The sequence below is a fragment of the Stenotrophomonas sp. STEN063 genome (assembly GCF_056854515.1).
Genome location: NZ_JBXFWF010000018.1, coordinates 38,014 through 64,714, shown reverse-complemented (window position 1 = coordinate 64,714; position 26,701 = coordinate 38,014). Strand labels below are relative to the sequence as shown.

Below are 26,701 nucleotides of genomic sequence, written 5' to 3'. Positions count from 1 at the left end.
CGTGAAGGTGCGTGGGTCTTTAGCCGGGCGTCTGTGGTTGCTGGGGTAGGGTCGTGCTGTGACCGCCCCCCCCGGCCGCCCCCACTACAGGTTGGTTTTGCGCTGTGGGAGCGGTGTGAGCCGCGAAGCTCGCAGATCTACAGCGCAAGGCACCCCTCCCCAGCCCTCCCCTTGCCTACGGCAAAGGGAGGGGGCGTGGTGCCGAACCATGCCCGGCATACAGGCGGCGCCAACGACAACGGGCAGCCATTGGCTGCCCGTGCGGTAGATCTGCTTGCGGAGGCGCTTAGTAGCGCAGCAGCGCCGAGCCCCAGGTGAAACCGCCACCGAAGGCTTCCAGCAACAGCAACTGGCCGCGCTCGACACGACCCGAACGGATCGCGGCATCGAGCGCCAGCGGCACCGAGCCGGACGAGGTATTGCCGTGCTTGTCGACGGTCACGATCACCTGATCCATCGGCATTTCCAGGCGCTTGGCCGTGGCTTCGATGATGCGCAGGTTGGCCTGATGCGGGATCAGCCAATCGAGGTCGGACTTGTCCAAGCCGTTGGCCTGCAGGGCTTCATCAACAACCGAGTCCAGCGCCTTGACGGCGTACTTGAACACGTCATTGCCCTTCATGTTGATCTTGCCCGGCTTGTCGAAGCCAACCGACACGCCAACCGGATCCCACAGCAGCTCCTTCTTGCTGCCGTCGGCATGCAGATGGGTGCTGAGGATGCCGGTGTCTTCGTCGGCCTTGAGCACGACGGCGCCCGCGCCATCGCCGAACAACACGCAGGTGGTGCGATCGGTCCAGTCAACGATACGGGTCAGGGTTTCCGCACCGATGACCAAGACGTGCTTGGCATCACCGCTGCGAATGAATTTGTCAGCCACGCTCAGGGCGAAAAGGAAGCCCGAACATGCCGCATTGACGTCAAACGCCGCCGAGCCGGTCGCGCCGAGGCGGGCCTGGATCAAGCAAGCGGTAGACGGGAAGATAAGATCCGGCGTGGTGGTACCCACGATGATCATGTCCAGCTGCGAGGCCTCAATGCCGGCAGCTTCCAGCGCGCGCGTGGCGGCGTGGTAGCCCAGGTCACTGGTGGTCTCGTCGTCGGCAGCGATGTGCCGCTCACGGATACCCGTGCGCGACTCGATCCACTCGTTGGTCGTCTCGACGATCTTGGTCAGATCATCGTTGGTCAACACTTTCTCGGGCAAATAACTACCAGTGCCCGCGATCCTCGAGTAGATCCGCTTGCTCATGCTGTTTCCTATTGCGCGAAGCCGCCCGTAGGCGGCCCCGGAAGAATCGGTGCAACAACCGCCACGCTCAGGTGGCGGCAGCCGTCACAAATCAATCTTCTTCGACGACCAGGGTCGACTTGGTCGTGATCACCTTCTTGCCGCGGTAGAAACCGTCAGCAGTGATGTGGTGACGCAGGTGCACTTCACCGGTGGTCGGATCGGTGGACAGCTGCTTTGCGCTCAGGGCGTCGTGGGCACGACGCATGCCGCGGCGGGACGGGGTAACACGGGATTTCTGCACAGCCATGGGATTGCTCCAAACTCGGTTTCGTTTGCTTCGTCGTTTAATTGCACAGGACGCCAGCGTCCAGCACTACTCGCTTTCGCCGCAGCCGCCGACGATTACCGGCCGCAATTATTTCTTCAGCGCCGCCAATGCCGCAAAGGGATTGGCCTTGCTCAATTCTTCTTCGGTCGCGCTGAAGTCACGTTCGACTGCCTCGCTTCCAGGTGCCAGCGCTACCACCGGCACCGCCAACACCAACTCGTCTTCCACCAGGTCCAGCGGACGCAGGCTGCCGTCTTCGGGCACCAGCATCGCTTCGTACTCCTCTGGAAGCGCAGATTCTTCTTCTTCGTCCTTGATCAAGCCCAAGCGCTGCTTGATCGACACCGGCAGCAGGAAACGCTGCATGGTGCGCTGACAGATCAAGGGCAGCTCGGTATCGATGGTCAGATCGACATACGACACCTGCAAGATGTTGTCTCGATCGAATTCCAGTGAATACGTGCACTGACCTTCGGTATCGGCAACCAGACCCTGCAAGCGGGTCAATTCGGACAAAGGCACCTGGCCATCAAAGCGCCTGCGCGCAATGACCATCCGCCAAGCATCCAGCAATTCGGGTACGTTCGCGGACATAAGCTGCAGAATGTTAAGGAGTAGCCACGCCGCTGTCAAATCCATAGCGACGGAAACATTGTCAGACCGGCAGCGGCGCAGCAGACTGGCCGTCCCGAGCTGCGTATTTTTACACATGAAGCCCCTGATTCTCGCCTCCACGTCCCGATATCGCGCTGAATTGCTTAACCGGCTCAGGATTTCGTTCAGTTCAGCGGCCCCGGATGTGGACGAAGCCGCGCTCCCCGGCGAGTCGCCGGCAGCCCAGGCGCAGCGCCTTGCCGCCGCCAAAGCCGCCGCGGTTGCCCGCCAGCACTCCGGCAACTGGGCGATCGGCTCGGACCAGGTCGCCGAGCTGAATGGGCACCCTTTGGGCAAACCCGGCACCCGCGAGGCCGCCATTGCGCAGCTGACGGCGATGTCCGGCCATGAAGTGCTGTTCCACACGGCGGTCTGCGTGAGCGATGGCATTGCCCAGCATCAGGCCATCGATCTCACCCGGGTCCGCTTCAGGCCCCTGCAGGCCGCTGAGATCGAGCGCTACATCGACGCCGAACAGCCCCTGGACTGCGCCGGCAGCTTCAAATGCGAAGGCCTGGGCATCACGCTGTTCGACGCCATCGAGAGCAGCGACCCTACGGCCTTGATCGGCTTGCCGCTGATAAAGACCTCACAGCTGCTGCGCCAGGCCGGCTATCAGCTGCCCTAGCCTGCGGCTTTGCCGTAGCCGGGTAAGCGCAGCGCACCCGGGAACCACTGTCTACCGGTGGTTCAATCTTTCCGCCAACGGCCGCGATCTACCGGCAATGCAGATCTCCGCCAACAGCCCCGGGTGCGCTGCGCTTACCCGGGCTACGGCGTTGTTGCGTGCCGTCCTGGATCGTAAGCGACGCTACTGAACCTCGAACGGCTGCTCGGCCCAGGTCTCGACGCTGCCGTCATTGCCATGCAGGCGCAGGCCCAGCCAATGCGTGCCGGGCTTCAGGCCTGAGGTATCCAGCTTTGCATCAAAACCGGTATTCGGATGTTGCGGATCGGTGGATATCTTCCAGAACGGGCGCACGTCATAGGCGCGCCCATAGACGGCGTCCCCTACGCTACGACCGTCCAGCAGCAACTCAACCCGCGACAATCCCACGCCATCCTTGAAAGCCCAGCCACTGACTTCCAGCGCACCGCCCACAGCCTGACCCGCCAGCGGGGTTTCCACCCACGCCATTGCAGGTGTCACACATGGCCCCTGCTGCTTTTCGGCCGGCAAGCGGAACAACAGGAAACGCTGGAACCCATGATCAAGTGAGATCACTTTCGGCGGCGGCAGCGGCCCCACCAACTCGCAGACCTTGTGGTAACGCTGCAGCAGATCGCGGTAACGCTGATCGCCCGGTGCCAGTACCAACAGCACCGGCGTCGTGCGGCTACCGTCACTGATCAACTTCCAGAGCGCCAGCTGCGCGGTGCGCCCATGCCGATCATTGAGCTCATGTGGCAGCACTTTGATCGACGGATCGTTGAGACGGAAGCCCAACTCCGCACCGACCTTGAAGCTGCCGGCCAGCACCTGGGTATCTTCCGGCATCTGCGCCAGTTCCTCGCGCACACCCTCGGACAGTTGCTGCCAACCGGCGAAATTGCGCGGGTAGTACTTGCTGCCCGCCAGTTGCTCACGCAAGCCGGGTGATGCGGCAACCAGATAGTAGCCCATCGCCAACACCAGACCCAGCGTGGTGAGCACCCACAATGCACGCCGCCAAGGGCGCGACCAATGCGTGAGCAATGCAGGCACGCAGACCAGCAAGGCCAGGTAACCTGGCAGCGGCCAATGGAAGCTGATCCGCTCCACATCGGTGAAGAACCCCAATGCGAAGATCAGCAAGGTCGAGGTAGCGCCGACCAAGGCAAAGTAGCGCCATTGCAGGTGATGGAAGCCCCCCTGCACATTGCGCAGCCCCCTGCTGGCCACCACCGCCATCGCCACGAACAACAGCGGTGTCACCAGCATTGGCTGGATCACCAGGAACAGCAGTCCTTCCGACTGGAACGCCCACGGATGGCGCTCGATCACCTGGAACTTGAGCCCAGCATCCTGGTTGTCCAGATTCCATGCCATCAGTGGCGTCCACGCCGCCAAGCCCACCGACAGCGCGATCCACACCCGCGGATCACGCAAGGCCTTGCGGCCCTCTGGCAACAGCACCAGTGCAATGAAACCAACAACGATCACACCAATGAAGCGGTAGTGACTGAGTGCGCCCATCAACAGGCCGCAGGCCAGCAGCAAGGCGCCACCAGCACCCACCCCACGCAGCAGGCGTGCGCCGGCATCCAGGCACAGCAGGGCGGCAATCGCCATCGGCACGTCCGGCACCGCCAGGATTCCCAGCGTCGCCGACAACGGCATCAACAAGGCCAGTGAGCCCGCGCGCCAGCCCATGCGCACGCCGAACCAGCGCGTGCAGATACCGGCGACCATCCACGGCAGCGCCGCGCCCATGATCAGGAACGGCATGCGCACGCCAAGCCGATGGTCACCGAATACCTCGACGCCGAGTCGCGTCAACCACGCGGTCAGCCCGGGCAGATCCGAATAGGCGGCAGCCAGATGCTGGCCTTCCTGCCAATAGAACGCCTCGTCCACGAACAGCGTCAACTGCGAAGCCAACAGCACCTTGGCTGTGGTGACCAGCACCCACAGCACAAGGAACGTTACGTATGCGCGTTGCTCACCCCTGTTTGGCACGTACACTTCCTTCAGCCCAAGTATCGAGACGACCATGACAATGGCGCCGCCCGGAATGCTAACCGAAGTCACACTACAGTCCCTATCGGCAGCGCAACAGCAGGTCAATTCCCTCTTGCTCGGCAAGGCGCAGGAAGTGCGGATGGCCTTTGTCGCGCTGCTGTCCGGCGGACATCTGCTGATCGAGGACCTGCCCGGCCTCGGCAAGACCACCTTGGCCCACGCGATGGCCTCCAGCCTGGGCCTGCAGTTCCAGCGCGTGCAGTTCACCTCCGACCTGCTGCCTGCCGATGTGCTCGGCATCTCGGTTTACGAGGCGCATAGCCGCAGCTTCCAGTTCCATCCCGGCCCGGTGTTTTGCAACCTGCTGCTGGCTGATGAAATCAACCGCGCACCGCCACGCACGCAGAGCGCCCTGCTCGAAGCGATGGCCGAGCAGCAGGTCACGCTGGATGGCGTGACCCACCGGTTACCGGATCCCTTCTTCGTCATCGCCACGCAGAACCCGGTGGACATGTCCGGCACATTCCCGCTGCCAGACTCGCAGCTGGATCGCTTCCTGCTGCGCCTGACCCTGGGCTATCCCAATGCCGACGCCGAGCGCGCCCTGCTGGCAGGCGAAGACCGCCGTGACCTGATCGCACGGGTTACCCCCTGCCTATCGGAGCAGGACATCCGCATGCTGCGCGAAGCCGTTGGCCAGGTACATGCCAGTGACGCCCTGATTGACTACGTGCAGGCCTTGATCACCCGCAGTCGCCAACACCCGGGCGTGCGTGTCGGCCTGTCGCCACGCGCCGGTATCGCCCTGCTGCGCGCGGCCAAGGCGCATGCGCTGCTGCTTGGCCGCCAGCATGTGATCCCCGAAGACGTGCAGGCATTGTTCATCGCCGTCGCCGGGCATCGTCTGGTTGCCGAAGCCGAAGCATCCTCCGGCCCGACGTTGGCACGCACCCTGCTGCACAGCGTGCAGGTGGATTGAGGTGCTGGCAGCACTGCGGCAGCGCCTGCAATCCCTGCAGTTCCTGGCCCGCCCACGGCAACCGGAACAGCTGCCGATGCAGTTGGACAGACGCCGCATCTACGTGCTGCCGACCGGCTTCGGCCTGTTCCTGGCGGCCTTGCTCGCGGTCATGCTGCTTGGCGCCTTGAACTACAACAACAACCCCGCCTTGCTGTTGGCGCTGGTGCTGGGCGCGACCGCGCTGGCCAGCACCGTGCAGGCGCACCTGCAGTTGTCAGGCCTGCGCCTGCAAGCCGTTTCCGCCGACCCGGTGGCCGCAGGCACCCCCATCCGCCTGCGGCTGGCGCTTGCGCGCGGTGACCGCCGCTGGCGCCGTGCCCTGCAGCTGGACTACTCACAGGCCAAGACCCACCTCAATCTGGAGCAGGACAGCCAGGCCGAAGCCGACCTCTGGCTACCCACCCAGCAACGCGGCTGGCTGGATCTGTCACGCATCCGGATCACCAGCACCCAGCCGCTGGGCCTGGTCCGCGCCTGGGCATGGTTCTGGCCAGACACCGCGTTGCTGGTCTATCCCGCGCCGGAAACCAATGCGCCGCCGCTGCCGGATGCAGGCAGCGCCTCCACCCGCACCCGCGTGCATCCACAAGGCGAAGAACTGCAGCAGATGCGCCCCTACCGCAGCGGCGACTCGCGCCGCAGCATCGCCTGGAAGCACTCGGCGCGACGCGACGAACTGCTGGTGCGCGAGTACGAGCGCCCCTATGGCGCCGAGCTGGTATTGGACTGGCAGCAATTGCTGGCCCTGCCCCACGAACGCCGCATTTCGCGCCTGGCGCGCTGGGTGGATGAGGCCGAACGCGAAGGCCGCAGCTATCAACTGCGTCTGCCCGGGCAGCCCCCATTCGGGCCAGCCAGCGGCGACGCCCATCGCCACCTCTGCCTGCGCGCATTGGCGCTGTTGCCAGACGCATGAAGACGCCCGCACCCGCGATAAGCGCCAGCAGCCGCCTCTGGATCAATCTGGTCACGGCGCTCTCGCTGCTGCCCTTGCTGCTGCAGCTGCCGGGCGTGCTGGCGGCGCTGTTCGGAATCACCGCCTTGCTGGTAGCGCTGTGGTCATGGCGGCGTGCCATGCCCTTGTTGCTGCGCCTGCTGCTGATCGGCGTGATGCTGATCTGCATCTACTGGCAGATGGGCGCCAACCCCGGCCGCGACAACGGCTGCGCCCTGCTTGCGGCGATGCTGGCGATCAAATCCAGCGAGCTGCGCACACTACGTGATGCGCGCAGCCTGATTGGCTTCAGCCTGTTTGCGCCATTCGCGGCCTTCCTGCTCGACCAGGGGCCAAGCACCCTGCTGATGTCAGCCGCCGCCGTGGTAGCCGCCCTGCTCGCGCTGCAACGCCTAGCCGATGAAGAAGTAGGCATTGCCCATCTGCCACCGCGCGCCCAGCTACGCACGGTCGGCGGGCTGATGTTGCTGGCACTGCCGCTGGCCTTGTCGGCATTCTGGCTGGTGCCGCGCCTGCCAACGCCGCTATGGGGCACACCCGATCGGGTGGTGGGGCGCCCCGGCCTGTCCGACAGCATGCAGCCCGGTGACCTGGGCGACATGATGGCCGATGACAGTCCGGCGCTGCGGGTCGAGTTCTTCGGTCCGGTGCCGGCGCAGGAACAGCGCTATTGGCGCGGGCCGGTACTGACGCGCTTCGATGGCCGGCGCTGGTCGCGGATGCGAAGTCAACGCTCCGAACAGATGCCCAGCGTGACCAACAGCGCGCAGCGCTGGGACTACCAGATCGACTACGAGCCCACCGACCAGCGCGAACTGGTCGCGCTGGACCTGCCCCTGCAGGCACCTGCAGGAAGCCAATTGGATGCCGACTACAGCCTGACCTCAGCGCGACCACTTACCGCGCTGACCCGCTGGCGTATGCAGTCCAGCCCGGCTCAGGCATTCCAGGCCGAACTGCCGGCACGCCTACGGTGGCAGGCACTGCAACTGCCCGACGGCTTCAACCCGCGCACGCTGGCGTTATCCAGACAATGGCGCAGCGAGGCCGGCAATGATGATGCCGCGCTGGTACAGCGCAGCCTGGACTGGATCCACCGCGAGTTCGCCTACACCTTGAACACGCCGCTGGCCGGCCGCCACTCCGTCGACGAATTCCTGTTCGACCAGAAGGCCGGTTACTGCGAGCACTTCAGCGCGGCATTCGTGGTGCTGATGCGTGGCGCAGGCGTTCCAGCACGCGTTGTCACCGGTTATGCCGGCGGCGTGCGCAACCGCTTCGGCAACTATTGGGTAGTCCGCCGGCTTGATGCGCATGCCTGGGCCGAAGTCTGGCTGCCGCAGCGCGGCTGGGTGCGGGTTGATCCCACCGCAGCCGTCGCCCCGGAACGCATCTACGACACCTTGGAAGACCGCATCGGCGACAGCAATACCAGTGGACTGAACCTGTCCGGTCGCTGGAGCAGCCTGCTGCAGTACAGCGACTATCTGCGCCGCGGCTGGAACACCGCCGTACTGTCTTTCGATGCCCAACGTCAGCAGCGCCTGCTCAGCGGTTTCGGTATCAAGCAATTGAGCCCCTCGCAGCTGGTTGCCCTGTTTGCCGGTTTTGCGGTTCTTGCCGTGGGCTTGATGGCCTGGTTGCTGGCCCGTGGCGAGCGCCAACGCGACCCGCTGCTGCGTGCCTGGCACCGGCTGGACCGTCGCTACCAACGGCTGGGGCTGGGCCGCGAGCCCTTCGAGACCGCCAGCGACTGGGCCAGCCGCGTCGACCGTGCCCGACCTGGCAGCGACCTGCTGGCGCTCAGCCAGCGTTTCACTCAGGCGCGCTACGCTGGCGTCCGATCGGATGTCGTTTCATTATTGGCGGACCTGCACAGGCACCGCCCGAAACCCGGAGTACGAACATGAAGACCCGCATCCTCCTCGTTGCCGCCGCCAGCCTGGTGCTGGCTGCCTGTGCCACGGCGCCCAAGCCGCTACAGGGACAGTTCACCCCCGTTTCGCCGCGTGACGCAGTGGCGCAGAAGCAGACCGGCGCGCCGGTACGCTGGGGTGGCCGCATCATCGAGACCATCCCGGGCCAGGGCGAAACCTGCTTCCAGATGCTGGCCCGCCCGCTCAATGCCAGCGGCCGCCCGAGCACCACGTCCAGCGATGCCAGCGATGGCCGCTTCCTTGCCTGCCGCAGCGGTTTCTATGATCCGGCGGTGTTCGAGCCGGGCCGCGACGTGACCTTCATCGGCCGCATCGATGGCTACCAGAGCACCAAGATCGGCGAATACGACTACCCGCTTCCCAAGCTCTCCGCCGACGTGGTCTATCTGTGGCCGGTACAGCGCGAAGTGGAAGTAGTACCCGCCTACCCGTACGGCCCGTGGGGCCCGGGTTGGGGTCCCGGCTGGGGCTGGGGCTACCGCGGCTGGTGGTAACAAACTGAAAACGCCGCCCCAAGGGGCGGCGTTTTTGTTTGCTTCTTTGGCTCTTTTGTGGGAGCGGCGTAAGCCGCGAAGCTACAGATCCATCAAACACAGCAAGGCAAAGGCAAAGGCAAAGGCAAAACCAACCCCTCCCCAACCCTCCCCTTGCCTGCGGCAAAGGGAGGGAGCAAAGCTCGTCCCGCTCTTTTTTGTGGGAGCGGCGTAAGCCGCGAAGCTGGATATCCATCCGCCGCGAACTACGTCCCGCAATCAACAGCGGCTTGGCTGAGCCAAAGGGATCGGTCGTTGTTTTGTTGTTGTCAGCTTCGCGGCTCACGCCGCTCCCACAATCAACACAACAGCATCAAATCACGCGCCGAAATGCCCCAAGGGCGCACCCGCCAGCAGATGCAGGTGGATGTGGAATACGGTCTGCCCGGCATCTTCGCGGCAGTTCATCACGATGCGGTAGCCATTCTCGGCAAAGCCTTCCTGGCGTGCATACGCCGCAGCCGCCAAGGCCAGCTTGCCAATCAGATGCGCCTGCGTCGGCTGCAGATCATCCAGGGTCGGGATGACCTCGTTCTTCGGGATGAAAAGCACATGCACCGGCGCCTGCGGAGCGATGTCCTTGAAACCCAGCACTTCATCGTCTTCGTAGACGATGGCGGCGGGGATTTCGCGGCGGATGATCTTGCCGAAAATGGTGTCGGTCATGTGGGAGCTCGCTGCAGTAAACGACCTACAGCTTACAACCCCGACGCGGCTTATTCGCCGACTTCGCTGCGGCTGCCGAAGGCGTGCGACAAGGTGCCGCGATCCACGTATTCCAGCTCGCCGCCCAGAGGCAGGCCCTGCGCCAGGCGGCTGGGACGCACCTTGTTGCGACGAGCCAGCTGCGCCAGGTAATGCGCGGTGGCCTCACCTTCAACAGTGGAGTTGGTGGCGATGATCAACTCGGTGACCTCGCCCTGTGCCAAGCGCGTTTCCAGCTGATCCAGGCCCAGCTCGCGCGGGCCGATGCCATCCAGCGGTGACAAGCGCCCCTGCAGCACGTAATACACACCGCGGTAGCTGGTTGCATGCTCGATCGCCAGCCGATCGGCCGGTGATTCGATCACGCACAGCATCTGCCGCTCGCGGCTGCTGCTGGCGCAGACCGGGCACAGCTCGGTTTCGCTGAAATCACGGCATTGCTTGCAGTGGCCGATCTTCTCGATGGCCTCGGCCAGCACTTCCGACAAACGCTGGCCGCCGTCACGGGCACGCTCAAGCACGTGATAAGCCATGCGCTGCGCAGTCTTCTGGCCAACGCCGGGCAGCACCCGGAAGGCTTCGATCAGTTGTTCCAGCAGCGGCAGGCTCATCGCAACGGTCTCATCACAGCAGCGTATCGCTAAAACAAGCGCGCGAAGCCCGGAGGCTTCGCGGCGCGGGGACGTGCATGCGCCGGGCGAGCCGGCGCGGGCCACATCAGAACGGCAGCTTCATGCCCGGCGGCAGCTTCATGCCAGCCGTGGCCGAGCCCATGCGGCTCTGCGATTCGGCATCGATCTTGTTGGCGGCGTCGTTGAACGCGGCTGCGATCAGGTCTTCAGCCATTTCCGGATCACTCAGCACCGATGGATCGATACGCACCTTGCGGCACTCCTTGGTGCCACTCAGGGTCACGCTGACCATGCCGCCGCCGGCGCTGCCGGTGACTTCCAACTTGGCGATTTCTTCCTGGGCCTTCTGCAGGTTTTCCTGCATTTTCTGGGCCTGCTGCATCATTTGGGCGATATTGCCGCGCATGGTTCGTTACTCTTTGAAAGGACGGATGGAATCGGCCACGACCCGTGCACCCTGCTGTAGCAGCTGCTGCACCTGGGGGTCGGCCATGAACACGGCTTCGGCCGCGGATTGCTGTTCACCGCGCTGGCGATCTGCGCGCTGGTGCAAGGTTTCAGCCTGGGCGTTGCCGGTCTCAATAAGGATCTTGGGCGTGCTACCCAAGGCCTGCGACAGCGCCTGCGCCAAGGCATTCAAGGCGCGCTCAGACTGCAGGTATTCAAAGCCCGGCAACAAGGCCAGCCGCAGCACACCGTGCTGGAAACTGACGAAGGCGGCATTGGCGGCCAGCTCGCGCGACGGACCACTCAGGCCACTGTCGTCGATCAGGTCCAGCCATTGTTCTGCGTCGTTCAAGCTGCGCCCGCCCTGCGACGGTGCAACTGACTCTGCGGGTGCCGCCGGCTCGATGGCGATGCCGGTCGGGCGCACCGGCTCGGCCTGCTGGACCGGCTGCGGCGCGGCAACCGGCGCCGGCTTCGGCGCCTCAACCGGTATTGCAACCGGCATTTCAATGGCTTCGGGCGCTTCCGGCATGGCCATTTCGGCCGCCATTGCCTCATCGCGCGCATTCGCTTCAGCCGCCTCAACCGCCCATGGCGGCAGGTCTTCGTCAGCGGCTACTGGCTTGGCGGCTTGAACCGGGGCCGGCGCTGCAACCTGAGCTTGCACGGGCTCAGGCGCGGGCGCTGCGGGTTCCGGCGCAGGCGCGGCTTGCTGCGGCACGACGGCTGCGGGTTCGGGCACAGGCTCGGGCTTGGGTTCTGACACAGGCGCAACCGGTGCAACTACAGCCGGCTTGGCGGTTTGCGCCGACGCGGCGGCAGCGGCAGCGGCAGGAGCGGCTTGCGTGTTGCCACCCACGCCTGCGCCAGTCCCCGATGCGCTGCCTTCCGGCGTCGCCGGCACTGCGCCTGCCGGGCGGAACGCCAGCATGCGCAGCACGGTCATTTCAAAGCCCGCACGCGGGCTGGGTGCCAGATGCAGATCGCGACGGCCGCCAAGGGCCATCTGGTACCAGAGCTGCACCACTTCAGGCCGCAGGCGCTGGGCAAAGGCCACGGCGTCGACGCCTTCACCCGGCACCGAAGTACCCGGCACCAGTTGCTGCACCTGGATGCGATGCAGGCCTTCGGCCAGAGCGTCCAGCACGCCACTCCAGTCCGGCGAGAACTCGGCCAGTCCGGCAACCACCTGCAACAGGCGCGCACCTTCGCCATCGGCCAGTGCATCGAGCATGGCGCTGACCTGGGTGCGATCGACCGTGCCCAGCATCGTGCGCACCACATCGTCGCGCAGCGCGCCGCCGGCATAGGCAATGGACTGATCCAGCAGCGACAAGCCATCACGCAGCGAGCCATCGGCCGCGCGTGCCAGCTGCACGATCGCGCTGTCGTCGAACTCGATCTGCTCGGCGGTCATGATCCGGGTCATCTGCCCGCGGATCTGCTCCTCATCCAGGCGCTTGAGGTTGAACTGCAGGCAGCGGCTGAGCACGGTGACCGGCAGCTTCTGCGGATCGGTGGTGGCCAGCAGGAACTTCACGTGCTCCGGCGGCTCTTCCAGCGTCTTCAGCAACGCATTGAACGCCGCCTTGGAGAGCATGTGCACTTCGTCGATTAGGTAGACCTTGTACTGCCCACGCGAGGGCATGTACTGGGCGTTCTCGATCACCTCACGCACGTCATCCACGCCGGTATTGGACGCGGCATCGATTTCCAGCAGGTCGATGTAGCGGCCGGCGTCGATGTCCAGGCAGGCCCGGCACTGACCGCAGGGGTCGGCGCTGGTGCCGTTCTCGCAGTTCAGCGACTTGGCGAAGATGCGGGCAATGGTGGTCTTGCCGACACCCCGGGTGCCGGTGAACAGAAAGGCGTGGTGGACGCGGCCACTGTCGAGCGCATTGCTCAGCGCGCGGACCACGTGTTCCTGGCCCACCAACTCGGCAAAACGCTTCGGACGCCACTTGCGGGCAAGGACGAGATAGGACATCAGGCAACCGTCTTCATCTGAAGCCCCATTGTGCCACGCCCGACCCATCCACCAGCACCCCGTTCCGGGGGTGCTTGTGAACAGCCGCCAGTCCCTATAGAATCCACGCCCCTGCCGAGGCATTAGCGCGGCAGGATCCGGAGAGGTGTCCGAGTGGTTGAAGGAGCACGCCTGGAAAGTGTGTAAGCGTCTAAACCGCGCTTCGGGGGTTCGAATCCCCCTCTCTCCGCCAGATTACGCAAACCCCTGTTAACGCAGGGGTTTTTGCTTTTCTGGATTGTCTGCTGGGAAAGACGCAAGCCGGGACACATCGCCCTATGCGCATCCCTCATCACCTGGTTCGAGCCCGCTCTGGGCCCTGGTCGTTCCGGCAACGGGTTCCCACAGACTTGCAAACCCTCATCGGCAAACGTACCGCCCCCCCTCGCAGGAAGACTGGCGGAAGGCTCGCGGTCTCCAGCCAGTCAAGGCACAGCAGCACTCGCCGAAGCGAGGGAGCGGCCCACCCCTCCTGTAAGCTTCGGACGGAAACCCATGCGAGAGAAAACGACAGGACCCTACAGGACACTAGCAAAAGGAAAACATGGAACTGTTCTTACATCAGCGCAAGCAGAAAAGTCAGCTCGGCTTTCATTACACCAAGGCCTTCCGAGAAGCGACCGAGCTGTATGTGGTCTCCGCATACCTGACCGAGTGGGACGACACTTTAAAGATATCACCGGCTTGCAAGCGATTCCGCCTCATCGTTGGAAAAGACTTCGGCATTACCCGAAAAGATGCCTGTCGAAAGGTCCTAAAGTGGCTCGCCCCATCGAGGAAGGCAGAGTTCCTGGTTGCTGATGGAATCGAGGGATTCCATCCAAAGTCAGTCATCTGGAAGGACGTGAACGGTGACGCGTTCATGATCATCGGGTCTTCGAACTTGAGCAGAGCAGCCTTCAACAGCAATGTGGAAGCGAACATCCTCGTATCGATTTCCGCCTGTGAGTTCAATGACGTCAAAGCATGGATGGACTGGATCGAGGAATGGTCCATCCCAGTGTCAGAGGACTGGCTGGAGCACTATCGGGAGGCAGTGCGCCCGCCAAAAATCGGCAGTAATAAGAATAAAGCATCCTTCGCCGACAAGGCCTCTACCGTGGTCTTCAAGCTTCCCTGGCCCGCTAACGCCAAGGAGCGCATCAGAGAACGTCAGGACCAGATGAAGGCCTTTGAGAAGCACAAAAAGGGACTCATGACCCTTTTCAGGCGAACTGCGAATGGTGAAGTAACGAACAAAGAGTTTTATAAAATGCTACCGAGTCACTGGAGCATGGAGCTTGGCAATCGATTGCAAGGGAAAGGCTGGGAGAGACTAGGAATGGCGGCAGACTTTAAGGAAGTAGCCAATGCTTTCATTGCGATTGAAGGTGCTGCCAAACGAGACCGTGATGATGTCGTCAGGCGAGAGATAGACCGCCTTCATGATCGCGCCAACCCAGCACGCCGAGCTTTTCTTTCGGAAATGCTCTGCCTCCGATTCCCTGACTGTTACCCCGTCCTCAACAATCCGATTCGTGCATTCTTGGTCAAGCATCAGCTCAGCGCTCCGCGCGGATCCAGCGAAGGCTCGAAATATATAGATCTCGCGAAGAAGCTTAGGGCTGCCCTCCGCGCAAACCCTAGCTACATCGCGAAAAACCTAGCCGAGCTGGATCTGCTGATCTGGGATTCATCGGAATACAATCCACAGTGACGAAATCGGACAGCAGCAGACCGCCACGATAAGCGGCTGCGGCGACAGCGGATTGGCCTTTGCCTCGGCTGAAGGTTTTGATTGAGGTGTGGAAGATGGCCATAAAGATTCCTGTGAAGACAGCGACGTCCCCCCGGCCTGAGTAGAGGTCGGGTTTAGAGTCCTGTTTTGATCTTATCTGTCTTCGCCGCCAGCTGCGCGGCGTACTGGGCAGGTGTCATTCCGCCGAGTGCTCTTTTGGGTCTTTCTTCGTTGTAGTCACGTCGCCAGCTTTCGATGCTGGTACGGGCATGGAGCAATGTTGGGAACCAGTGTTCGTTGAGGCATTCATCGCGTAGCCGGCCGTTGAACGACTCAACATATGCGTTCTGATTGGGTTTCCCGGGCTCGATCAGGCGCAGGGCGATTTCCTTGTCGTGAGCCCAAGCCACCATCGCTTTTCCGCAAAATTCCTTGCCATTGTCCGTCCTGATGACTCGCGGCAGGCCGCGCTGAGCTGCCACCCTGTCCAGTACCCTGGATACCCCTTGGCCCGATATCGCTCGCTCCACTTCGATGGCAACTGCCTCATGGGTCGCATCGTCGACGATGGTCAAACACTTGATCACCCGACCCTCAGCAGTTCGATCAAACACGAAGTCCTTTGCAGCGAACCGCCGTATCAGCGGCTGTCGCTCGCCCACTGCGACCTTCTTGCGCTTCCTGCGGCGCACTTGTAGACCGGCTTCCTGGTACAAGCGCTCCACCCGCTTGTAGTTCACAACAAGCCCTTTTTGCCGCAGCTTCAGATGAATCATGCCCACGCCGTAGCGTTTGTGCCGTTGCGCCAAAGCGGCGATCTGCTCACGAAGCTCGGCGTTGTTGTCGGGCCTGGGCACATATCGCAACGCGCGCGCTCATGCGCGCTACCGCCAGCGCTCGTCGTTCGCTCAACCCCTTCTCAACCATGCTCCGCACCAGCAGCCTGCGCGCTGGTGCAGTCACCACTTTTTTCGCAATGCGTCCTTGATCACGTCGTTCTCGAATACCTGCTCAGCCAGTAGCTTCTTTAGGCGCGCGTTCTCCGCTTCCAGGTCCTTCAGCCGCTTGGCGTCGGGCACGCTCATACCGCCGAACTTGCTGCGCCACAGGTAGTACGAGGCCTCGCTGAAGCCGTGCCGGCGGCAAAGATCCTTGATGGGCATGCCTGCTTCAGCCTCACGCAGGAAGCCAATGATCTATTCTTCGATAAAGCGCTTCTTCACGTCCAATCTCCTTGTCATTGAGGATTGGACTCCAAACCCTTGTGCCACTCAATCTTGAGGGGACGTCGCGGTCGCGCTTCCAGTCTATGCCAAGGGGCAGTTTAAGAGGTGCCTGAAGGACAAGAGGAAGTTCTATCCATGATGTGTCCGAAAGTCAGTGGTAGGCTGTCATCCTTGCAACCTCCTCTCGTTCGGGCCGATGAACTTCCCTAAATCTCAGAAGACTGGTCGACAAGCAGAGCTTGCAGTAGAACAAGCCTTCTTAGATTGGAACTGGAATGTAGGGCACGATCAGATAGACATTGGTTACGACCTTTGCATCACTCCCGATCACACTGTCTACCACGGCATTCACTTTCTAGCACAAGTGAAAGGGACCTCTGTCGACCCCAGAGGGAGCCGCCTCACTGCTCAAGTTTCCAAAAGCAGATTGCGGCAGTATGCGAATAATGTGCTCCCAGTCTTCATTTTGAGGGTAACGCCCGACCGTTCCATCTATTGGGTTCACGCTCAAGAGTGGGCGAAGGGCAATCAAGAAAAGTTGATCGGCGATGGCAAAGGCGTGGTCACGTTCGAGCATTCAAAGGCCCTCAATGACCGTGAAGGCTTTGAACGCTATCTGTGGGACATCGTAGGGCCACTCCTTCAAACCCGAGATCCACTATCCATCGGAAATCAGCCATCCATTGATCTAGCAAAGCGCAGCGCCCGAAGAGCGCCCTCGGGTTCGGGCGAAAGCAAAACTCAGAAAGCGCAGGAGCTCTCGAAGGGGCTTTCTCGGCTGGATCTATCCTTCACACCAGTCGGAACTGCCGAGAACATAGCCCTGGTCCGAGACGCATATCTGTATGGCCTCCCACGCACATTTGACGTAAAAGACTTCAAGCTTGCGCCTCTCCCTGGCTTCCAGGATCAAATGAAGCCGCTACTTGCTCATGGCAAGCTCACCATGAAGACGAAAGCAGCCACCCAAGGCCATGTCCTCGTATGTCCAGGCCAGGAATATTCCGTCTTGGCGCAGGAAGTGAGCTTAGCTGCCGAGCTATTCAACGGCACCGCAGGAGCAGGCATTACGAATGAGTCTCTCCCATCACCATTGACGATCATCATTCGGTGCACGGTTGTAGAGACATCATTGAAGGCGGAAATTAACCTTAGCATCAGGGGCTCCGCGATATACGGAGTCGCGCTAAAGGAGCTTGATACTCTCGCCCCTCTAGCAACATGGGCCGACCAGATTGCTGCCGAGGACGCAATGATGCTGACTTTGGACTTCAATGGTATCCGCCAGCCACTGAACCCTGCGGTGTCGCCCATCGGTCAGATGCTTCCTGTGTTCCAGCGCATCAGAAGCCTGAGCAGACTCCATATGATTTGTCGCGCCCTCAACTCCCCCTTCATCCTCGAAAAGTCAGACGTGTTCTCCGAAGAGGACTTCCAGGACATCGACTTTGGCTTCGATCTTCTGAGGGGCGTACAGAGATCCGTTACCCTTAATACTATGGAAGTCGATCTAGTGGGCCCCGAGGCGCGCAAATTCATAACTGTTCCTGGCGAATTTCTCATTCAGACACATTGGCAACTGGATGTGGCTGGAAAGGCGCTCGGTCACTTCCCAGTCGAGATCCATATGACTGGCTATGCCTTTGAAAGCACCGCAGACCCCGAGAAGCTCAGGATTGTCAAAGATAGCAACGGGCAAGCTTGGGTTAGCTACAAGAAGCATGATGCAGCCGGGGACCATATCGTTCGGCGGAAGAGGTAGTCAGCGGCAAGCTGTCGCACCACATATGCCCTACGCGATAAGGAAATCAACATGGCTCAACCGCAAGAATCGACCGTCGCAGTAATGATTGACTGCGACAACGTTGCTCCCGAAATCGTGGATTTCGCGCTCCTCATGGCTGCACAGGCCGGGCGCGTAACGCTTCGGCGCGGCTATGGCAATCGCACTACCTTAGGCAACTCTTGGCAAGAGGCCTTGGTTCGCCAGGCCTTCACTCCATGCCTTCAGTTCCAATACGCAGCGAAGAAGAACACCTCCGATATCGCCCTGGCCTTGGATGCCCTGGAAGCGCTCTTCGATCAGAGGGCAGACATCTTCTGCTTGGTAACCAGCGACTCGGACTTTGCCTACCTCTGCAGGAAGCTCCGTGAGCGCGGGGCCACAGTTCTGATCGTCGGCGAAGCCGAGACTCCCGATGCTTTGCGCAATGCCTGCGATCAGTTCTTCGAGTGGTCCGCACAAGAAGCCTCATCGCTAGAGCCACCTGATCTTCAGGACCCGCCGCACCCTACTGACCCCACTAATGAAACCAAGACCACCGGCAGCGCGCCGCTCCCAAAGCGGCGTCCTCGGTTCGTCATCGAGGCTGTCTCACTGCTTGCCGGTAGTACCCCAGAGGGCAAGGTAAGTCTCAACTCCTTAGGCTCATATCTAAAGCGAGCAGATTCCGGCTTCTCGCCTGGCATCTATGGGCATTCCGGTCTTCTCAACATGGTGAAGACCTACGATCTCCTGTCGCTCAAGCAGGAAGAAAATGGGCAGTGGTCTGTAAGCCTGGCGCCTAAGGCAGAGACAGCCTGACGTAGGCCGCTACCGCCACTTGGCGAATTGCCCAAAAAAGCCCCGCATCTGCGGGGCCCTAGACTTCAGAGTCGGCTAGCATCCGGGACACACCACAGGACACAAATCCGGTTTGTGGACGCCTCCGGAGCTAGGCGGGACGGTCAAGGCACTGCTTCCCCCTCTCTCCGCCAGATAAAAAAGCAAAGGCCGCCCATCGGGTGGCCTTTGCTTTTTCCTGTCAATTGCCAGCCAGCGAAAAAATTCCCAAGGCCAAGTTCAGAGACTCGAAGAAATCACTTTCGATGGAATTGCAACGCTCGCTCTTTGAGCCTCCGGCAACCTCAATACCCGCAGCATCTTCAAGTTCACTCCACCGATTCCCCAAGAAACGTCGCTACCTTCGCCAACGCTTCATCCACAACACTGGCAGGCGCTCGCTCCACCTTTCGTGCACCACGCGCATTCAAATCCATGCTGCGCAGGTGATTGACCAGGACCACGCCCTGCGTCTCGGTGCCCGTCGCTGACAGCGACACCGCGAACCCTGCATTCCGCCCCACCATTCCACCTTGGGTGATCGGGGCAACGATTGCCAAACCTGTGCCGTTGAACGGTGCTGGACTCAGGACCAGTGCTGGCCGCATATCACCCTGCATTTCCTGGCCGGCGCTTGGATTGAGCTGGACCCGGATGATGTCGCCGCGATCGAATCGCGGGCGGCTCACCACGCTTCGTTTCCTACCGGCCTGCTGCTGTTCCAGGCGACCAGTTCGTCATCCTGCGGTGCGTTCAAATCGCACTGCGCCAGCAACTCTGACAATTGATAGCGGGGCCGTGCCTTGACCGGAGTCAGGATCAACGCGCCTTCTTCGACGCCAATCTCCAGCGTGTCACCACTTCCCAGATCCATGGCCTTGAGAATGGATGCAGGCAGGCGAACGGCCGCGCTATTGCCCCAACGCTGAATTTTGGCGCGCATGATGCCTCCACAGATGTAGATACATTGTAGATCCAAACTTCCGCCACAGCAAACCCGCATCCGGGTCAGGTTCAGTAGCCAAACCACCGTCGGCAACCTCCTGCCACAGTGGAGTTTGCAGCGCCGCGTCTCAGATCCAGACAGGACCGATGGCCCGCCAGACCGTCCTTGGACATGCTAGCTTCCCAACATTAGACCGATCCAAAAGGTGCGGGATGAAGCAGCTTGGCGCGACCCTGTTGGTGCTTGCAGCAACCGTAGCAACCTCTTCCCTGTCGCCGTCTTCGGCAATGGCGGCCTCGCCCGCCGCCAACGAAGCCGCCTATTCCGCCGTGAACCCCTTCATCGGTACCGGCGGCGAGGGTCATACCTATCCGGGTGCGACCGTCCCTTACGGCATGGTCCAGCTCTCGCCCGATACCCGCATCCAGTCGCGCAAGAACGGTTATGGCTGGGCGGCGGGTTACCGCTATGACGACAGCACCATCGTCGGCTTCTCGCATACGCACTTCTCCGGCACCGGCCATTCGGATCTGGGTGATCTGCTGATGATGCCCACTACCGGCGAGCTGAAGCTGGAGCGCGGCGATCCCGATCAGCCCTTGAGCGGCTACACCTCGCGCTTCAGTCATGCCAGCGAGACCGCCCAGCCGGGTTATTACGCGGTGACGCTGGACGACTACAAGGTGCGCGCCGAACTCACTGCCAGCGCGCGCGTTGGCATGCACCGCTACAGCTTCCCGGCTGGCAAGCCGGCACATGTAGTGCTCGACCTGCGCACCAGCATGTATGACTACCCGGGCAAGATCCTGTGGTCGCGCTTGCGGGTGCGAGCCGATGGCACGGTTACCGGTTTCCGCGAGACGCGTGGCTGGGCGCCGGGGCGACAGCTGTACTTTGCGATGCGTTTCTCGCAGCCGCTCAGCGGCCATCAGCTACACGACACCGAGCAGGATGTCGCCTACAAGGGCTTCCCGCCGCCGGGCGAGAAAGACCCGACGCAGCGCGCGCAGATCGAAGGGCCGCAGCTGGTTGCTGCCTTTGATGTGGTGCCGGAGGCCGGTAAGCCCTTGCTGGTGAAGGTCGCGATCTCGCCGGTCAGCGAGGAAGGTGCGATTGCCAACCTGGATGCGGAAGCGCCGAGTTGGGATTTCGATGGCATGCGCGCTGCCGCCAAACAGCAGTGGAGCGAGGCGTTGGGCGCAGTCGAAGCGCAGGGCAGCGCGGACGAACGCACGCGCTTCTATACAGCGCTGTATCACACGCTGCTTGGGCCAACCTTGTTCATGGACAGCGATGGCCGTTATCGCGGGCCGGACAACGCAGTGCATCAGGCCAAGGGCTGGACGAACTACTCGACGTTCTCGCTGTGGGATACGTATCGCGCCCTGCACCCGCTGGCCACGCTGGTGCAGCCGCCACAGCGCACCAATGACTTCGTCAATTCTCTGTTGGCCTCACGCCGCGAAAGCCCTTACGGCGTGCTGCCGGTGTGGTCGTTCCACGGCCTGGAGACCTGGTGCATGATCGGCTACCACGCGGTGCCGGTGATCGCCGATGCCTATATGAAGGGCATCCGTGGCTACGACACCGAGGAAGCGCTGCAGGCGATGGTCGCCAGCGCCAACTATGGCCCGTACGACGGCATCGCGCAGTACCGCGAGCTCGGCTATGTGCCGATCGATGAGGAAGGCGAAGCAGCCAGCAAGACGCTGGAATATGCCTATGACGATTGGACCATCGCACAGGTGGCCAAGGACATGGGCAAGACCGAGGTAGCGAGCGAGTTCAGCAAGCGCGCGGCGAACTGGAAGCATGCCTTCGACCCGGGTACAGGCTTCATGCGCGCGCGCAAGCGCGATGGCAGTTTCCGCGAGCCGTTTGATCCCAGCGCCAGCGGTTACGGCACGGATTTCACTGAAGGCAATGCCTGGCAATACTCGTGGTATGTGCCGCAGGATGTCGCCGGCTTGGCTGCGGCGCATGGTGGCAGCGACAAGCTGCTGCAGCGTCTGGACGATGTGTTTGAAGCCAAGGTTGATCCGTCGATCTTCGCGCACATGGAAGACATCACCGGGCTGATTGGCTGGTACGCACATGGCAACGAGCCAAGCCACCATGTTGCCTATCTGTATGCACATGCCGGGCAGCCGTGGCGCACGCAGGCACGCTTGAAGCAGATCATGGACACGCAGTACGCGGCACGCCCGGACGGCTTGGCGGGTAACGATGATCTTGGGCAGATGTCGGCCTGGTATGTGTTTACCGCGCTGGGTTTCTATCCGGTTACGCCGGGTAGCAACCAGTACATCATCGGTCGGCCATTCCTGCCGCAGGCGACCTTGAATCTGCCGGATGGGAAGCGTTTCAGCATCGTTGCTACCGGGCTGGATGCTGCGCATACGTATGTTGGTTCGGTGAGCCTCAATGGCAAGCCGCTGGACCGTGCATATGTGACGCACCAGGAGATTGTTGCTGGCGGGGAGCTGCGGTTCACGATGCAGGCTGAGCCGAACAAGTCTTGGGCTGCGGATGCGGCGACGTTGCCTTATTCGATGTCGCGTTGATTGGTTTTTGTGCTGCTAGGTTTGCGTTGTTTGACCGTTGAAAGCACGCTTCGCGCTCCCCTCTCCCCAACCCCTCTCCCGCAAGGGGAGAGGGGCTAAAGCTAAAACCAAAACCAAAGCCAAAGCAGCCCCCCTCCCCAGCTGTTAGATTGCAGCACATGCCGATTCGCCCCTACCAACCTGCTGATGCCGATGCCTGCTTGTCGCTGTTCGACAGCAATGTGCCCAAGTACTTCACGCTAGCCGAACGCGCAGACTTCGAGCAGTTTCTACAGCGCGATGCGCAAGGTTGCGACTATCACCTGATCGAGCACGATGACCAGGTTGTCGCCTGCGGCGGTTTGGCGATACGCGACGATGGCGTCGCCGTTTTCTGCTGGGGCATGGTCGAGCGCAGCCTGCATCGGCAGGGGTTCGGCAGGCAATTGAGTCTTGCCCGTTTACAGCAGGCCAGACAGAGCCCGAACGCGAAGCGCGTGGAGCTCAGCACCAGTCAGCACACGCAGGACTTCTACGCGCGACTCGGATTCAGCATGACCCGGATCGTGGCCGATGGCCACGGCCCGGGTCTGGATGCGGTCGAGATGGTGTTGGTGCTGCGCGAGGACTGAGGCTGTTATCAGCTGCTGGACAGTTTCATCAGCACCAGGCCGCTGACGATCAGCACCGCCGCACCAATACGCATCGCGCTGACCTGCTCGCCCAGGAAGATGATGCCGATGACGAAGGCACCTACCGCGCCGATACCGGTCCAGATCGTATAGGCCGTGCCCAGCGGCAAGGTGCGCATGGCCAAGGCCAGCAACCAAAAGCTGGCGATCATGCCGACGATGGTGACGATGCTGGGAACCAGCTTGGTAAAACCGTGGGATTGCTTCATTGCCAGCGCCCAGACGATTTCCAGCGCACCAGCGATCACGAGATAGATCCAAGCCATACAGCCTCCTAGAGAAGCCAGGCCGTCCTGGGTGAAGTCCCGTGATGGGCGGAGGTCGTCCTCCGTTGGGTGGGCATTCTATCCAAGCCGGGCGTCTGGGGCCGCTAAACGGCGGCTGCGGGTTACACGGGGTTCAAGCCGGAACGCTGGTCGGGCGGTAGTGCATACGCTACAATCGCCGCACACGATCAGGACCTGCTCCAGTTTGTGTCCGGTCCATGAAGCATCGGCGGCTGATGATCGCATCGCCCCAGCCTCTCGTATCGTGAATGGCCGCGCCTAGCGCGGCCAAACCGTCTCTATGGTGGCCCCGTCGGCCCCTCGCGACGCTAGGTCGAAAATCCCGCCAGGGCCGGAAGGCAGCAACGGTATCGATCGACGCGGGCGCCGAGGTCAGCCGGCGGGGTCGCCACCTTTTTGGGCCTTGGAAAGTTCCGCCGCTGATGAAGCGGTGGCTTTTGCTTGTGCGCGTTGTAGCCCGGGTAAGCGCAGCGCACCCGGGGCTCTGGCCGTGCAGCTGTTTTGCAGGATTGCCCGCCACGAGCTGGCCTTTCTTGATTGTGAGCCCCCGGCACGCATCCCGGGTGCGCTGCGCTTACCCGGGTCACGTTGCTGCGGAGGGTTCGGGTGAGGCTGATCTGGACCGGCTCCGGCCTTGCCCTCACCCCAACCCCTCTCCCGCTGGCGGGAGAGGGGCTCAGTGATCATTGCTGCGGACAATTTGGGCTCTACGTGCGCCCAAGCTTCGTGGAGCCGAAGCACGACGCTCAACCCTCAAACGGCTCCGCACGCGGCGCCGTCGGCTCGGCCAACACAACACATTCACCCGGCATCGCCACGCGGTGGCCGCGCGCGCGCAGCGCTTCGCCGTCGGCGGCGCTGGCGTAGTGGTAGAGCATCATCCGCGCCTGGGTGGCGGCGTCGTATTCGCGCTCCAGGTCGTCAACGCCGGTATGCGAAGGATTGCCGTGCAGTCCGCAGTCGTGGGCGATCAATTCGTTGTCGCCGGCAAATCGCGCCAGCATCTCCGGGATCGGGCGGGTATCGCCGCTCCACACCACTGCGCCCTGCAGGCGCAGGCCGTAGGCGGTTTCCGGCCAATGGTGGCGCACCGGGAACACTTCCAGGCGCACGCCCTCATGCCAGAACGCATCGCCCACTACGATCAGCTGGAAGGCGTCCCAGAAGTTGGCGCCACCTTCGGCCAGCACGTTCGGGTAGTCCCCTACCCGCTTGTGCAGCAGCGGCACCAGCGGCGCTGGCACGTATAGCCGCACCTTGCCGCGCCGTTGAGGGTTGAAGAAGGCATCGACGAACAGGCGCTCGAAACCGGCCACATGGTCCAGATGGATATGGGTGACGAACACCGCATCCGGCATGGCGCGGTAATGGCTGCGATAGGCCGTCAGTCCTTCGCCGCCGCAATCAATGGTCAGCCAAGGCTGGCCGCCGTGCTCGATCACCGACATCGGCGAACCCAGCTCCACCGCCGACGCATTGCCGACGCCAAGGAAACGCAACGCCCAACTCATGTCACACGCCCCGGTTCCAGGCCAGATCATAGGCGCGGCGCAGCCGCGCATAGTCCTGCTCGACGTCCTCGCGGCTGCGCGCGCCGCGCAGCTTCAGCAGGGAGCGCAGCAGGCGCTTGAGGTTACGCTCGCGCCAGCGGGTGGCGGGAATGCGCAGCACGCCGCGATCGAAATCGATCAGCCAACCACGGCGGGCGTCATCAAACAGGATGTTGTGGGCATTCAAATCAGCGTGATCCAGGCCCGCACGGTGGAAGCGCGCGATCATCCGCCCGGCCTCCTCCCATGGCGCGCCGCGCCCGGCGACCTGCGCGTGGTCGGCCAGCGAGCGCACGTCTTCCAGCCGCTCCATCAGCAGTGCCGCCTTGTAGCGCAGGCCTTCGCGCATGTAGAACGCCGCGTAGGGGTGCGGCACCGGCAGCTTCTGCGCGATCAGCTCGCGCATCAGGCGAAACTCGGCAAAGCTGCGCGTCCGGTTGGCACCACGCCACAAATAGCTGCTGTGGCTGATCTTGGCGGCGACACCGCCGCGCAGGTACTGGCGCAACACGCTGCGACCGAACGGCGCGTCGATGAACCATGCGCCGCCACGGCCGCCATCGCCCACCGGATGGGCCTTGCTGCCCCACTGCGCAGGCACGAACAAACCGGGATCGGCTTGCCGCAGGCGTTCGCGGTCGAACAGAATGGCGCCATAGCCGCGACCATCGCGGCAGGGCGTCAGCGCTTCAGTGGCGTCGAATGCGACCATCTTTACGAGTCTAACAACACATGCCTGCATCGTCGTCCCCGTTGTGTCTTTTGCGCCTCTCGGCACTGGGTGATGTCACCCATGTGGTGCCGCTGGTACGCACACTGCAGCGGGGGTTTCCGGGCACGCCACTGCACTGGGTGATCGACAAGGCCGGCCACAAGCTGCTCGACGGCCTGCCCGGGGTCAGTTTCCACGTCTACGACAAGAACAGCGGGTTGGCTGGAATGCGTGCGCTGCGTCGCGAATTTCCGCCTGGCCGTTTCGATGCCCTGCTGCAGATGCAGGTGGCCGCCCGCGCCAACCTGCTGTCAGCCTTCATCCCGGCCAAGCGCCGCATCGGCTACGACAAGTCACGCTCCAAGGACCTGCATGGGCTCTTCATCAATGAGCGCATCCCCGACCGCCCCGGCATCCATGTGCTCGATGCCATCGGCAGCTTCTGCGAGCCGCTGGGCCTGAAGCAGACCAAGGTCAGCTGGGACCTGGCCACACCGCCGGAAGCGCACGAGTGGGCGCGCGCCCAATGGGAGGAAGATGGCCGGCCGGTGTTGATGATCTCGCCCTGCTCCAGCCACCAGCGCCGCAACTGGTACGCCGAGCGCCACGCCGCGCTGGCCGACCACGCTGCAAGCCAGGGCTGGCGGGTGGTGCTGTGCGGCGGACGCAGCGAACTGGAACGCAGCACCAGCGACGCAATCCTCGCTGCGATGAAGCACCCGGCGCTGGACCTGGTCGGCAAGGACACGCTCAAGCAGTTGCCCGCCCTGCTGGCCCGCGCCTCGCTGCTGGTCACTCCCGACTCCGGCCCGATGCATATCGCCAATGCGGTCGGCACCAAGGTGCTGGGCCTGCATGCGGCCAGCAACCCGGCGCGCAGCGGTCCCTATTCCGACCGCCGCTATTGCGTGGACCGCTATGACGATGCCGCCCGCCGCTATCTCAACAAGCCGGCCAGCGAGCTGAAATGGGGCACCAAGATCGAGTTCGACGATGTGATGTCGTTGATCACGGTGGAGGATGCGATTGCCGCGTTTGAGCGCTATCGCGCGGATCATCAAAGCTGACCAACTGCAGGAGCCGCTTTTTTTGTAGGAGCGGCGTAAGCCGCGAAGCCAACCATGCTGCAGCGCTGGGAATTCCCGCCATCTGCTGATCTACGAGTTTCGCGGCTTACGCCGCTCCTACAAAGCAGATGCAGGCATTTTGTAGGAGCTGCGTCAGCGGCGAAGCTGGCCTTGCTGACGCGCCAGCACTTTCCGCAATCTGCTGGTCCAGGAGCTTCGCGGCTT

At 62.4% G+C, this 26,701-nt stretch carries 24 protein-coding genes, 1 tRNA gene, 1 other RNA gene and 2 pseudogenes; 14 read left to right on the top strand and 14 right to left on the bottom strand.

All coding sequences use genetic code 11. From position 1 onward, the window contains the following. Nucleotides 1-286: 286 nt before the first annotated feature. The 3 genes from AC1VWL_RS07070 to AC1VWL_RS07060 form a co-directional block, all read right to left on the bottom strand. Nucleotides 287-1,252 (bottom strand): beta-ketoacyl-ACP synthase III, encoded by a 966-nt coding sequence (locus AC1VWL_RS07070; RefSeq protein WP_482986218.1) that lies wholly within the window; start codon nucleotides 1,250-1,252, stop codon nucleotides 287-289. 91 nt (nucleotides 1,253-1,343) lie between these two features. Beyond that, nucleotides 1,344-1,541, bottom strand: coding sequence for a 50S ribosomal protein L32 (gene rpmF, locus AC1VWL_RS07065; RefSeq protein WP_282270713.1), 198 nt, complete (start codon nucleotides 1,539-1,541; stop codon nucleotides 1,344-1,346). Nucleotides 1,542-1,649: 108 nt separating this feature from the next. Further along, complete coding sequence (locus AC1VWL_RS07060; protein ID WP_481534334.1) at nucleotides 1,650-2,156, bottom strand: YceD family protein; 507 nt, start codon at nucleotides 2,154-2,156, stop codon at nucleotides 1,650-1,652. 115 nt (nucleotides 2,157-2,271) lie between these two features. Here AC1VWL_RS07060 and AC1VWL_RS07055 point away from each other — a divergent pair, with 115 nt between their 5' ends. Beyond that, nucleotides 2,272-2,844 carry a Maf family protein gene (locus tag AC1VWL_RS07055; protein WP_482986217.1) on the top strand — a complete coding sequence of 191 codons (573 nt, stop codon included), beginning with the start codon at nucleotides 2,272-2,274 and terminating at the stop codon, nucleotides 2,842-2,844. Nucleotides 2,845-3,027: 183 nt separating this feature from the next. Here AC1VWL_RS07055 and AC1VWL_RS07050 read toward each other — a convergent pair whose 3' ends face one another. Then, nucleotides 3,028-4,911: a glycosyltransferase family 39 protein gene (locus tag AC1VWL_RS07050; protein ID WP_482986221.1), complete on the bottom strand. Its 1,884-nt coding sequence runs from the start codon at nucleotides 4,909-4,911 to the stop codon at nucleotides 3,028-3,030. A gap of 19 nt (nucleotides 4,912-4,930) precedes the next feature. Here AC1VWL_RS07050 and AC1VWL_RS07045 point away from each other — a divergent pair, with 19 nt between their 5' ends. Genes AC1VWL_RS07045 through AC1VWL_RS07030 form a run of 4 tightly spaced genes read left to right on the top strand, consistent with a single transcriptional unit; the run spans nucleotide 4,931 to nucleotide 9,285 of the window. Next, entirely contained in the window at nucleotides 4,931-5,857 is a 927-nt protein-coding gene (locus AC1VWL_RS07045) for an AAA family ATPase (protein WP_296252772.1), read from the top strand. Nucleotide 5,858: 1 nt separating this feature from the next. Then, on the top strand, nucleotides 5,859-6,815 hold the full coding sequence (locus tag AC1VWL_RS07040; RefSeq protein ID WP_482986216.1) for a DUF58 domain-containing protein: 957 nt from the start codon (nucleotides 5,859-5,861) through the stop codon (nucleotides 6,813-6,815). Then, nucleotides 6,812-8,764 (top strand): transglutaminase TgpA family protein, encoded by a 1,953-nt coding sequence (locus tag AC1VWL_RS07035; RefSeq protein WP_482986215.1) that lies wholly within the window; start codon nucleotides 6,812-6,814, stop codon nucleotides 8,762-8,764. The genes AC1VWL_RS07040 and AC1VWL_RS07035 overlap by 4 nt, the downstream gene beginning before the upstream one ends. Next, a complete protein-coding gene (locus tag AC1VWL_RS07030; RefSeq protein WP_282270727.1) occupies nucleotides 8,761-9,285 on the top strand; it encodes a Slp family lipoprotein in 525 nt (174 codons plus the stop codon). The genes AC1VWL_RS07035 and AC1VWL_RS07030 overlap by 4 nt, the downstream gene beginning before the upstream one ends. A 357-nt stretch (nucleotides 9,286-9,642) precedes the next feature. Here AC1VWL_RS07030 and AC1VWL_RS07025 read toward each other — a convergent pair whose 3' ends face one another. The 4 genes from AC1VWL_RS07025 to dnaX form a co-directional block, all read right to left on the bottom strand. Continuing rightward, nucleotides 9,643-9,990, bottom strand: coding sequence for a histidine triad nucleotide-binding protein (locus AC1VWL_RS07025; RefSeq protein WP_296252765.1), 348 nt, complete (start codon nucleotides 9,988-9,990; stop codon nucleotides 9,643-9,645). Nucleotides 9,991-10,040: 50 nt separating this feature from the next. Further along, complete coding sequence (gene recR, locus AC1VWL_RS07020; protein ID WP_282270729.1) at nucleotides 10,041-10,640, bottom strand: recombination mediator RecR; 600 nt, start codon at nucleotides 10,638-10,640, stop codon at nucleotides 10,041-10,043. Nucleotides 10,641-10,746: 106 nt separating this feature from the next. Next, entirely contained in the window at nucleotides 10,747-11,067 is a 321-nt protein-coding gene (locus AC1VWL_RS07015; protein WP_057629296.1) for a YbaB/EbfC family nucleoid-associated protein, read from the bottom strand. 6 nt (nucleotides 11,068-11,073) lie between these two features. Beyond that, nucleotides 11,074-13,095 carry a DNA polymerase III subunit gamma/tau gene (gene dnaX / locus AC1VWL_RS07010; RefSeq protein WP_482986214.1) on the bottom strand — a complete coding sequence of 674 codons (2,022 nt, stop codon included), beginning with the start codon at nucleotides 13,093-13,095 and terminating at the stop codon, nucleotides 11,074-11,076. A gap of 139 nt (nucleotides 13,096-13,234) precedes the next feature. Between dnaX and AC1VWL_RS07005 the strand changes: the two genes are divergently transcribed. From AC1VWL_RS07005 to AC1VWL_RS06995, 3 genes and pseudogenes are all read left to right on the top strand, one after another. Continuing rightward, nucleotides 13,235-13,327, top strand: a tRNA-Ser gene (locus tag AC1VWL_RS07005). A gap of 85 nt (nucleotides 13,328-13,412) precedes the next feature. Further along, nucleotides 13,413-13,511 (top strand): annotated as a pseudogene (locus AC1VWL_RS07000) (DUF6538 domain-containing protein); the annotation flags it as partial. A 167-nt stretch (nucleotides 13,512-13,678) separates the two neighbouring features. After that, nucleotides 13,679-14,830, top strand: coding sequence for a phospholipase D family protein (locus AC1VWL_RS06995; RefSeq protein WP_482986213.1), 1,152 nt, complete (start codon nucleotides 13,679-13,681; stop codon nucleotides 14,828-14,830). A gap of 155 nt (nucleotides 14,831-14,985) precedes the next feature. Here the strand turns inward: AC1VWL_RS06995 and AC1VWL_RS06990 are convergent. Further along, nucleotides 14,986-16,014 (bottom strand): annotated as a pseudogene (locus AC1VWL_RS06990) (IS3 family transposase). A gap of 259 nt (nucleotides 16,015-16,273) precedes the next feature. On the opposite strand from AC1VWL_RS06990, the gene AC1VWL_RS06985 reads away from it, so the two are divergent. Both AC1VWL_RS06985 and AC1VWL_RS06980 read left to right on the top strand, forming a co-directional pair. Next, entirely contained in the window at nucleotides 16,274-17,839 is a 1,566-nt protein-coding gene (locus AC1VWL_RS06985) for a hypothetical protein (protein ID WP_482986212.1), read from the top strand. Nucleotides 17,840-17,923: 84 nt separating this feature from the next. Beyond that, entirely contained in the window at nucleotides 17,924-18,661 is a 738-nt protein-coding gene (locus AC1VWL_RS06980) for an NYN domain-containing protein (RefSeq protein WP_482986220.1), read from the top strand. 347 nt (nucleotides 18,662-19,008) lie between these two features. Here the strand turns inward: AC1VWL_RS06980 and AC1VWL_RS06975 are convergent, their stop codons facing one another. Both AC1VWL_RS06975 and AC1VWL_RS06970 read right to left on the bottom strand, forming a co-directional pair. After that, nucleotides 19,009-19,368 (bottom strand): type II toxin-antitoxin system ChpB family toxin, encoded by a 360-nt coding sequence (locus tag AC1VWL_RS06975; RefSeq protein ID WP_481615575.1) that lies wholly within the window; start codon nucleotides 19,366-19,368, stop codon nucleotides 19,009-19,011. After that, entirely contained in the window at nucleotides 19,365-19,622 is a 258-nt protein-coding gene (locus AC1VWL_RS06970) for an AbrB/MazE/SpoVT family DNA-binding domain-containing protein (RefSeq protein WP_482986211.1), read from the bottom strand. Before AC1VWL_RS06970 ends, AC1VWL_RS06975 begins: the two co-directional genes overlap by 4 nt. Before the next feature lie 215 nt (nucleotides 19,623-19,837). Here AC1VWL_RS06970 and AC1VWL_RS06965 point away from each other — a divergent pair, with 215 nt between their 5' ends. Next, nucleotides 19,838-22,189 carry a GH92 family glycosyl hydrolase gene (locus tag AC1VWL_RS06965; protein WP_482986210.1) on the top strand — a complete coding sequence of 784 codons (2,352 nt, stop codon included), beginning with the start codon at nucleotides 19,838-19,840 and terminating at the stop codon, nucleotides 22,187-22,189. Between the two features lie 158 nt (nucleotides 22,190-22,347). Further along, nucleotides 22,348-22,800, top strand: a complete 453-nt coding sequence (locus tag AC1VWL_RS06960) for a GNAT family N-acetyltransferase (protein ID WP_482986209.1) — start codon at nucleotides 22,348-22,350, stop codon at nucleotides 22,798-22,800. Nucleotides 22,801-22,808: 8 nt separating this feature from the next. Here AC1VWL_RS06960 and AC1VWL_RS06955 read toward each other — a convergent pair whose 3' ends face one another. Continuing rightward, nucleotides 22,809-23,126 carry a DMT family transporter gene (locus AC1VWL_RS06955; RefSeq protein ID WP_296247842.1) on the bottom strand — a complete coding sequence of 106 codons (318 nt, stop codon included), beginning with the start codon at nucleotides 23,124-23,126 and terminating at the stop codon, nucleotides 22,809-22,811. A gap of 310 nt (nucleotides 23,127-23,436) precedes the next feature. Here AC1VWL_RS06955 and ffs point away from each other — a divergent pair. Next, nucleotides 23,437-23,533: signal recognition particle sRNA small type (gene ffs / locus AC1VWL_RS06950), an RNA gene on the top strand. A gap of 360 nt (nucleotides 23,534-23,893) precedes the next feature. On the opposite strand, the gene AC1VWL_RS06945 is transcribed toward ffs, so the two are convergent. Both AC1VWL_RS06945 and AC1VWL_RS06940 read right to left on the bottom strand, forming a co-directional pair. Then, the gene (locus AC1VWL_RS06945; RefSeq protein ID WP_482986208.1) at nucleotides 23,894-24,658 is read right to left on the bottom strand and encodes an MBL fold metallo-hydrolase; all 765 of its coding nucleotides are present in this window, start codon (nucleotides 24,656-24,658) and stop codon (nucleotides 23,894-23,896) included. Between the two features lies 1 nt (nucleotide 24,659). Further along, complete coding sequence (locus tag AC1VWL_RS06940; RefSeq protein ID WP_482986207.1) at nucleotides 24,660-25,409, bottom strand: 3-deoxy-D-manno-octulosonic acid kinase; 750 nt, start codon at nucleotides 25,407-25,409, stop codon at nucleotides 24,660-24,662. A 20-nt stretch (nucleotides 25,410-25,429) separates the two neighbouring features. Here AC1VWL_RS06940 and AC1VWL_RS06935 point away from each other — a divergent pair, with 20 nt between their 5' ends. Then, a complete protein-coding gene (locus tag AC1VWL_RS06935) occupies nucleotides 25,430-26,476 on the top strand; it encodes a glycosyltransferase family 9 protein (protein ID WP_482986206.1) in 1,047 nt (348 codons plus the stop codon). Nucleotides 26,477-26,701 lie beyond the last annotated feature (225 nt).

Excerpts from the sequence above, each read along its gene's own strand:
- AC1VWL_RS07025 (WP_296252765.1), bottom strand. The coding sequence starts at position 9,990 with ATGACCGACACCATTTTCGGCAAGATCATCCGCCGCGAAATCCCCGCC.
- AC1VWL_RS07050 (WP_482986221.1), bottom strand. The coding sequence starts at position 4,911 with ATGGTCGTCTCGATACTTGGGCTGAAGGAAGTGTACGTGCCAAACAGG.
- AC1VWL_RS07015 (WP_057629296.1), bottom strand. The coding sequence starts at position 11,067 with ATGCGCGGCAATATCGCCCAAATGATGCAGCAGGCCCAGAAAATGCAG.
- AC1VWL_RS07030 (WP_282270727.1), top strand. The coding sequence starts at position 8,761 with ATGAAGACCCGCATCCTCCTCGTTGCCGCCGCCAGCCTGGTGCTGGCT.
- dnaX (WP_482986214.1), bottom strand. The coding sequence starts at position 13,095 with ATGTCCTATCTCGTCCTTGCCCGCAAGTGGCGTCCGAAGCGTTTTGCC.
- AC1VWL_RS06995 (WP_482986213.1), top strand. The coding sequence starts at position 13,679 with ATGGAACTGTTCTTACATCAGCGCAAGCAGAAAAGTCAGCTCGGCTTT.
- AC1VWL_RS06940 (WP_482986207.1), bottom strand. The coding sequence starts at position 25,409 with ATGGTCGCATTCGACGCCACTGAAGCGCTGACGCCCTGCCGCGATGGT.
- AC1VWL_RS07060 (WP_481534334.1), bottom strand. The coding sequence starts at position 2,156 with ATGTCCGCGAACGTACCCGAATTGCTGGATGCTTGGCGGATGGTCATT.
- AC1VWL_RS07055 (WP_482986217.1), top strand. The coding sequence starts at position 2,272 with ATGAAGCCCCTGATTCTCGCCTCCACGTCCCGATATCGCGCTGAATTG.
- AC1VWL_RS06965 (WP_482986210.1), top strand. The coding sequence starts at position 19,838 with ATGAAGCAGCTTGGCGCGACCCTGTTGGTGCTTGCAGCAACCGTAGCA.
- AC1VWL_RS07045 (WP_296252772.1), top strand. The coding sequence starts at position 4,931 with ATGCTAACCGAAGTCACACTACAGTCCCTATCGGCAGCGCAACAGCAG.
- AC1VWL_RS06985 (WP_482986212.1), top strand. The coding sequence starts at position 16,274 with ATGAACTTCCCTAAATCTCAGAAGACTGGTCGACAAGCAGAGCTTGCA.
- AC1VWL_RS06955 (WP_296247842.1), bottom strand. The coding sequence starts at position 23,126 with ATGGCTTGGATCTATCTCGTGATCGCTGGTGCGCTGGAAATCGTCTGG.
- AC1VWL_RS07035 (WP_482986215.1), top strand. The coding sequence starts at position 6,812 with ATGAAGACGCCCGCACCCGCGATAAGCGCCAGCAGCCGCCTCTGGATC.
- rpmF (WP_282270713.1), bottom strand. The coding sequence starts at position 1,541 with ATGGCTGTGCAGAAATCCCGTGTTACCCCGTCCCGCCGCGGCATGCGT.
- AC1VWL_RS07070 (WP_482986218.1), bottom strand. The coding sequence starts at position 1,252 with ATGAGCAAGCGGATCTACTCGAGGATCGCGGGCACTGGTAGTTATTTG.
- AC1VWL_RS06960 (WP_482986209.1), top strand. The coding sequence starts at position 22,348 with ATGCCGATTCGCCCCTACCAACCTGCTGATGCCGATGCCTGCTTGTCG.
- AC1VWL_RS06970 (WP_482986211.1), bottom strand. The coding sequence starts at position 19,622 with ATGCGCGCCAAAATTCAGCGTTGGGGCAATAGCGCGGCCGTTCGCCTG.
- AC1VWL_RS06935 (WP_482986206.1), top strand. The coding sequence starts at position 25,430 with ATGCCTGCATCGTCGTCCCCGTTGTGTCTTTTGCGCCTCTCGGCACTG.
- recR (WP_282270729.1), bottom strand. The coding sequence starts at position 10,640 with ATGAGCCTGCCGCTGCTGGAACAACTGATCGAAGCCTTCCGGGTGCTG.
- AC1VWL_RS06980 (WP_482986220.1), top strand. The coding sequence starts at position 17,924 with ATGATTGACTGCGACAACGTTGCTCCCGAAATCGTGGATTTCGCGCTC.
- AC1VWL_RS06945 (WP_482986208.1), bottom strand. The coding sequence starts at position 24,658 with ATGAGTTGGGCGTTGCGTTTCCTTGGCGTCGGCAATGCGTCGGCGGTG.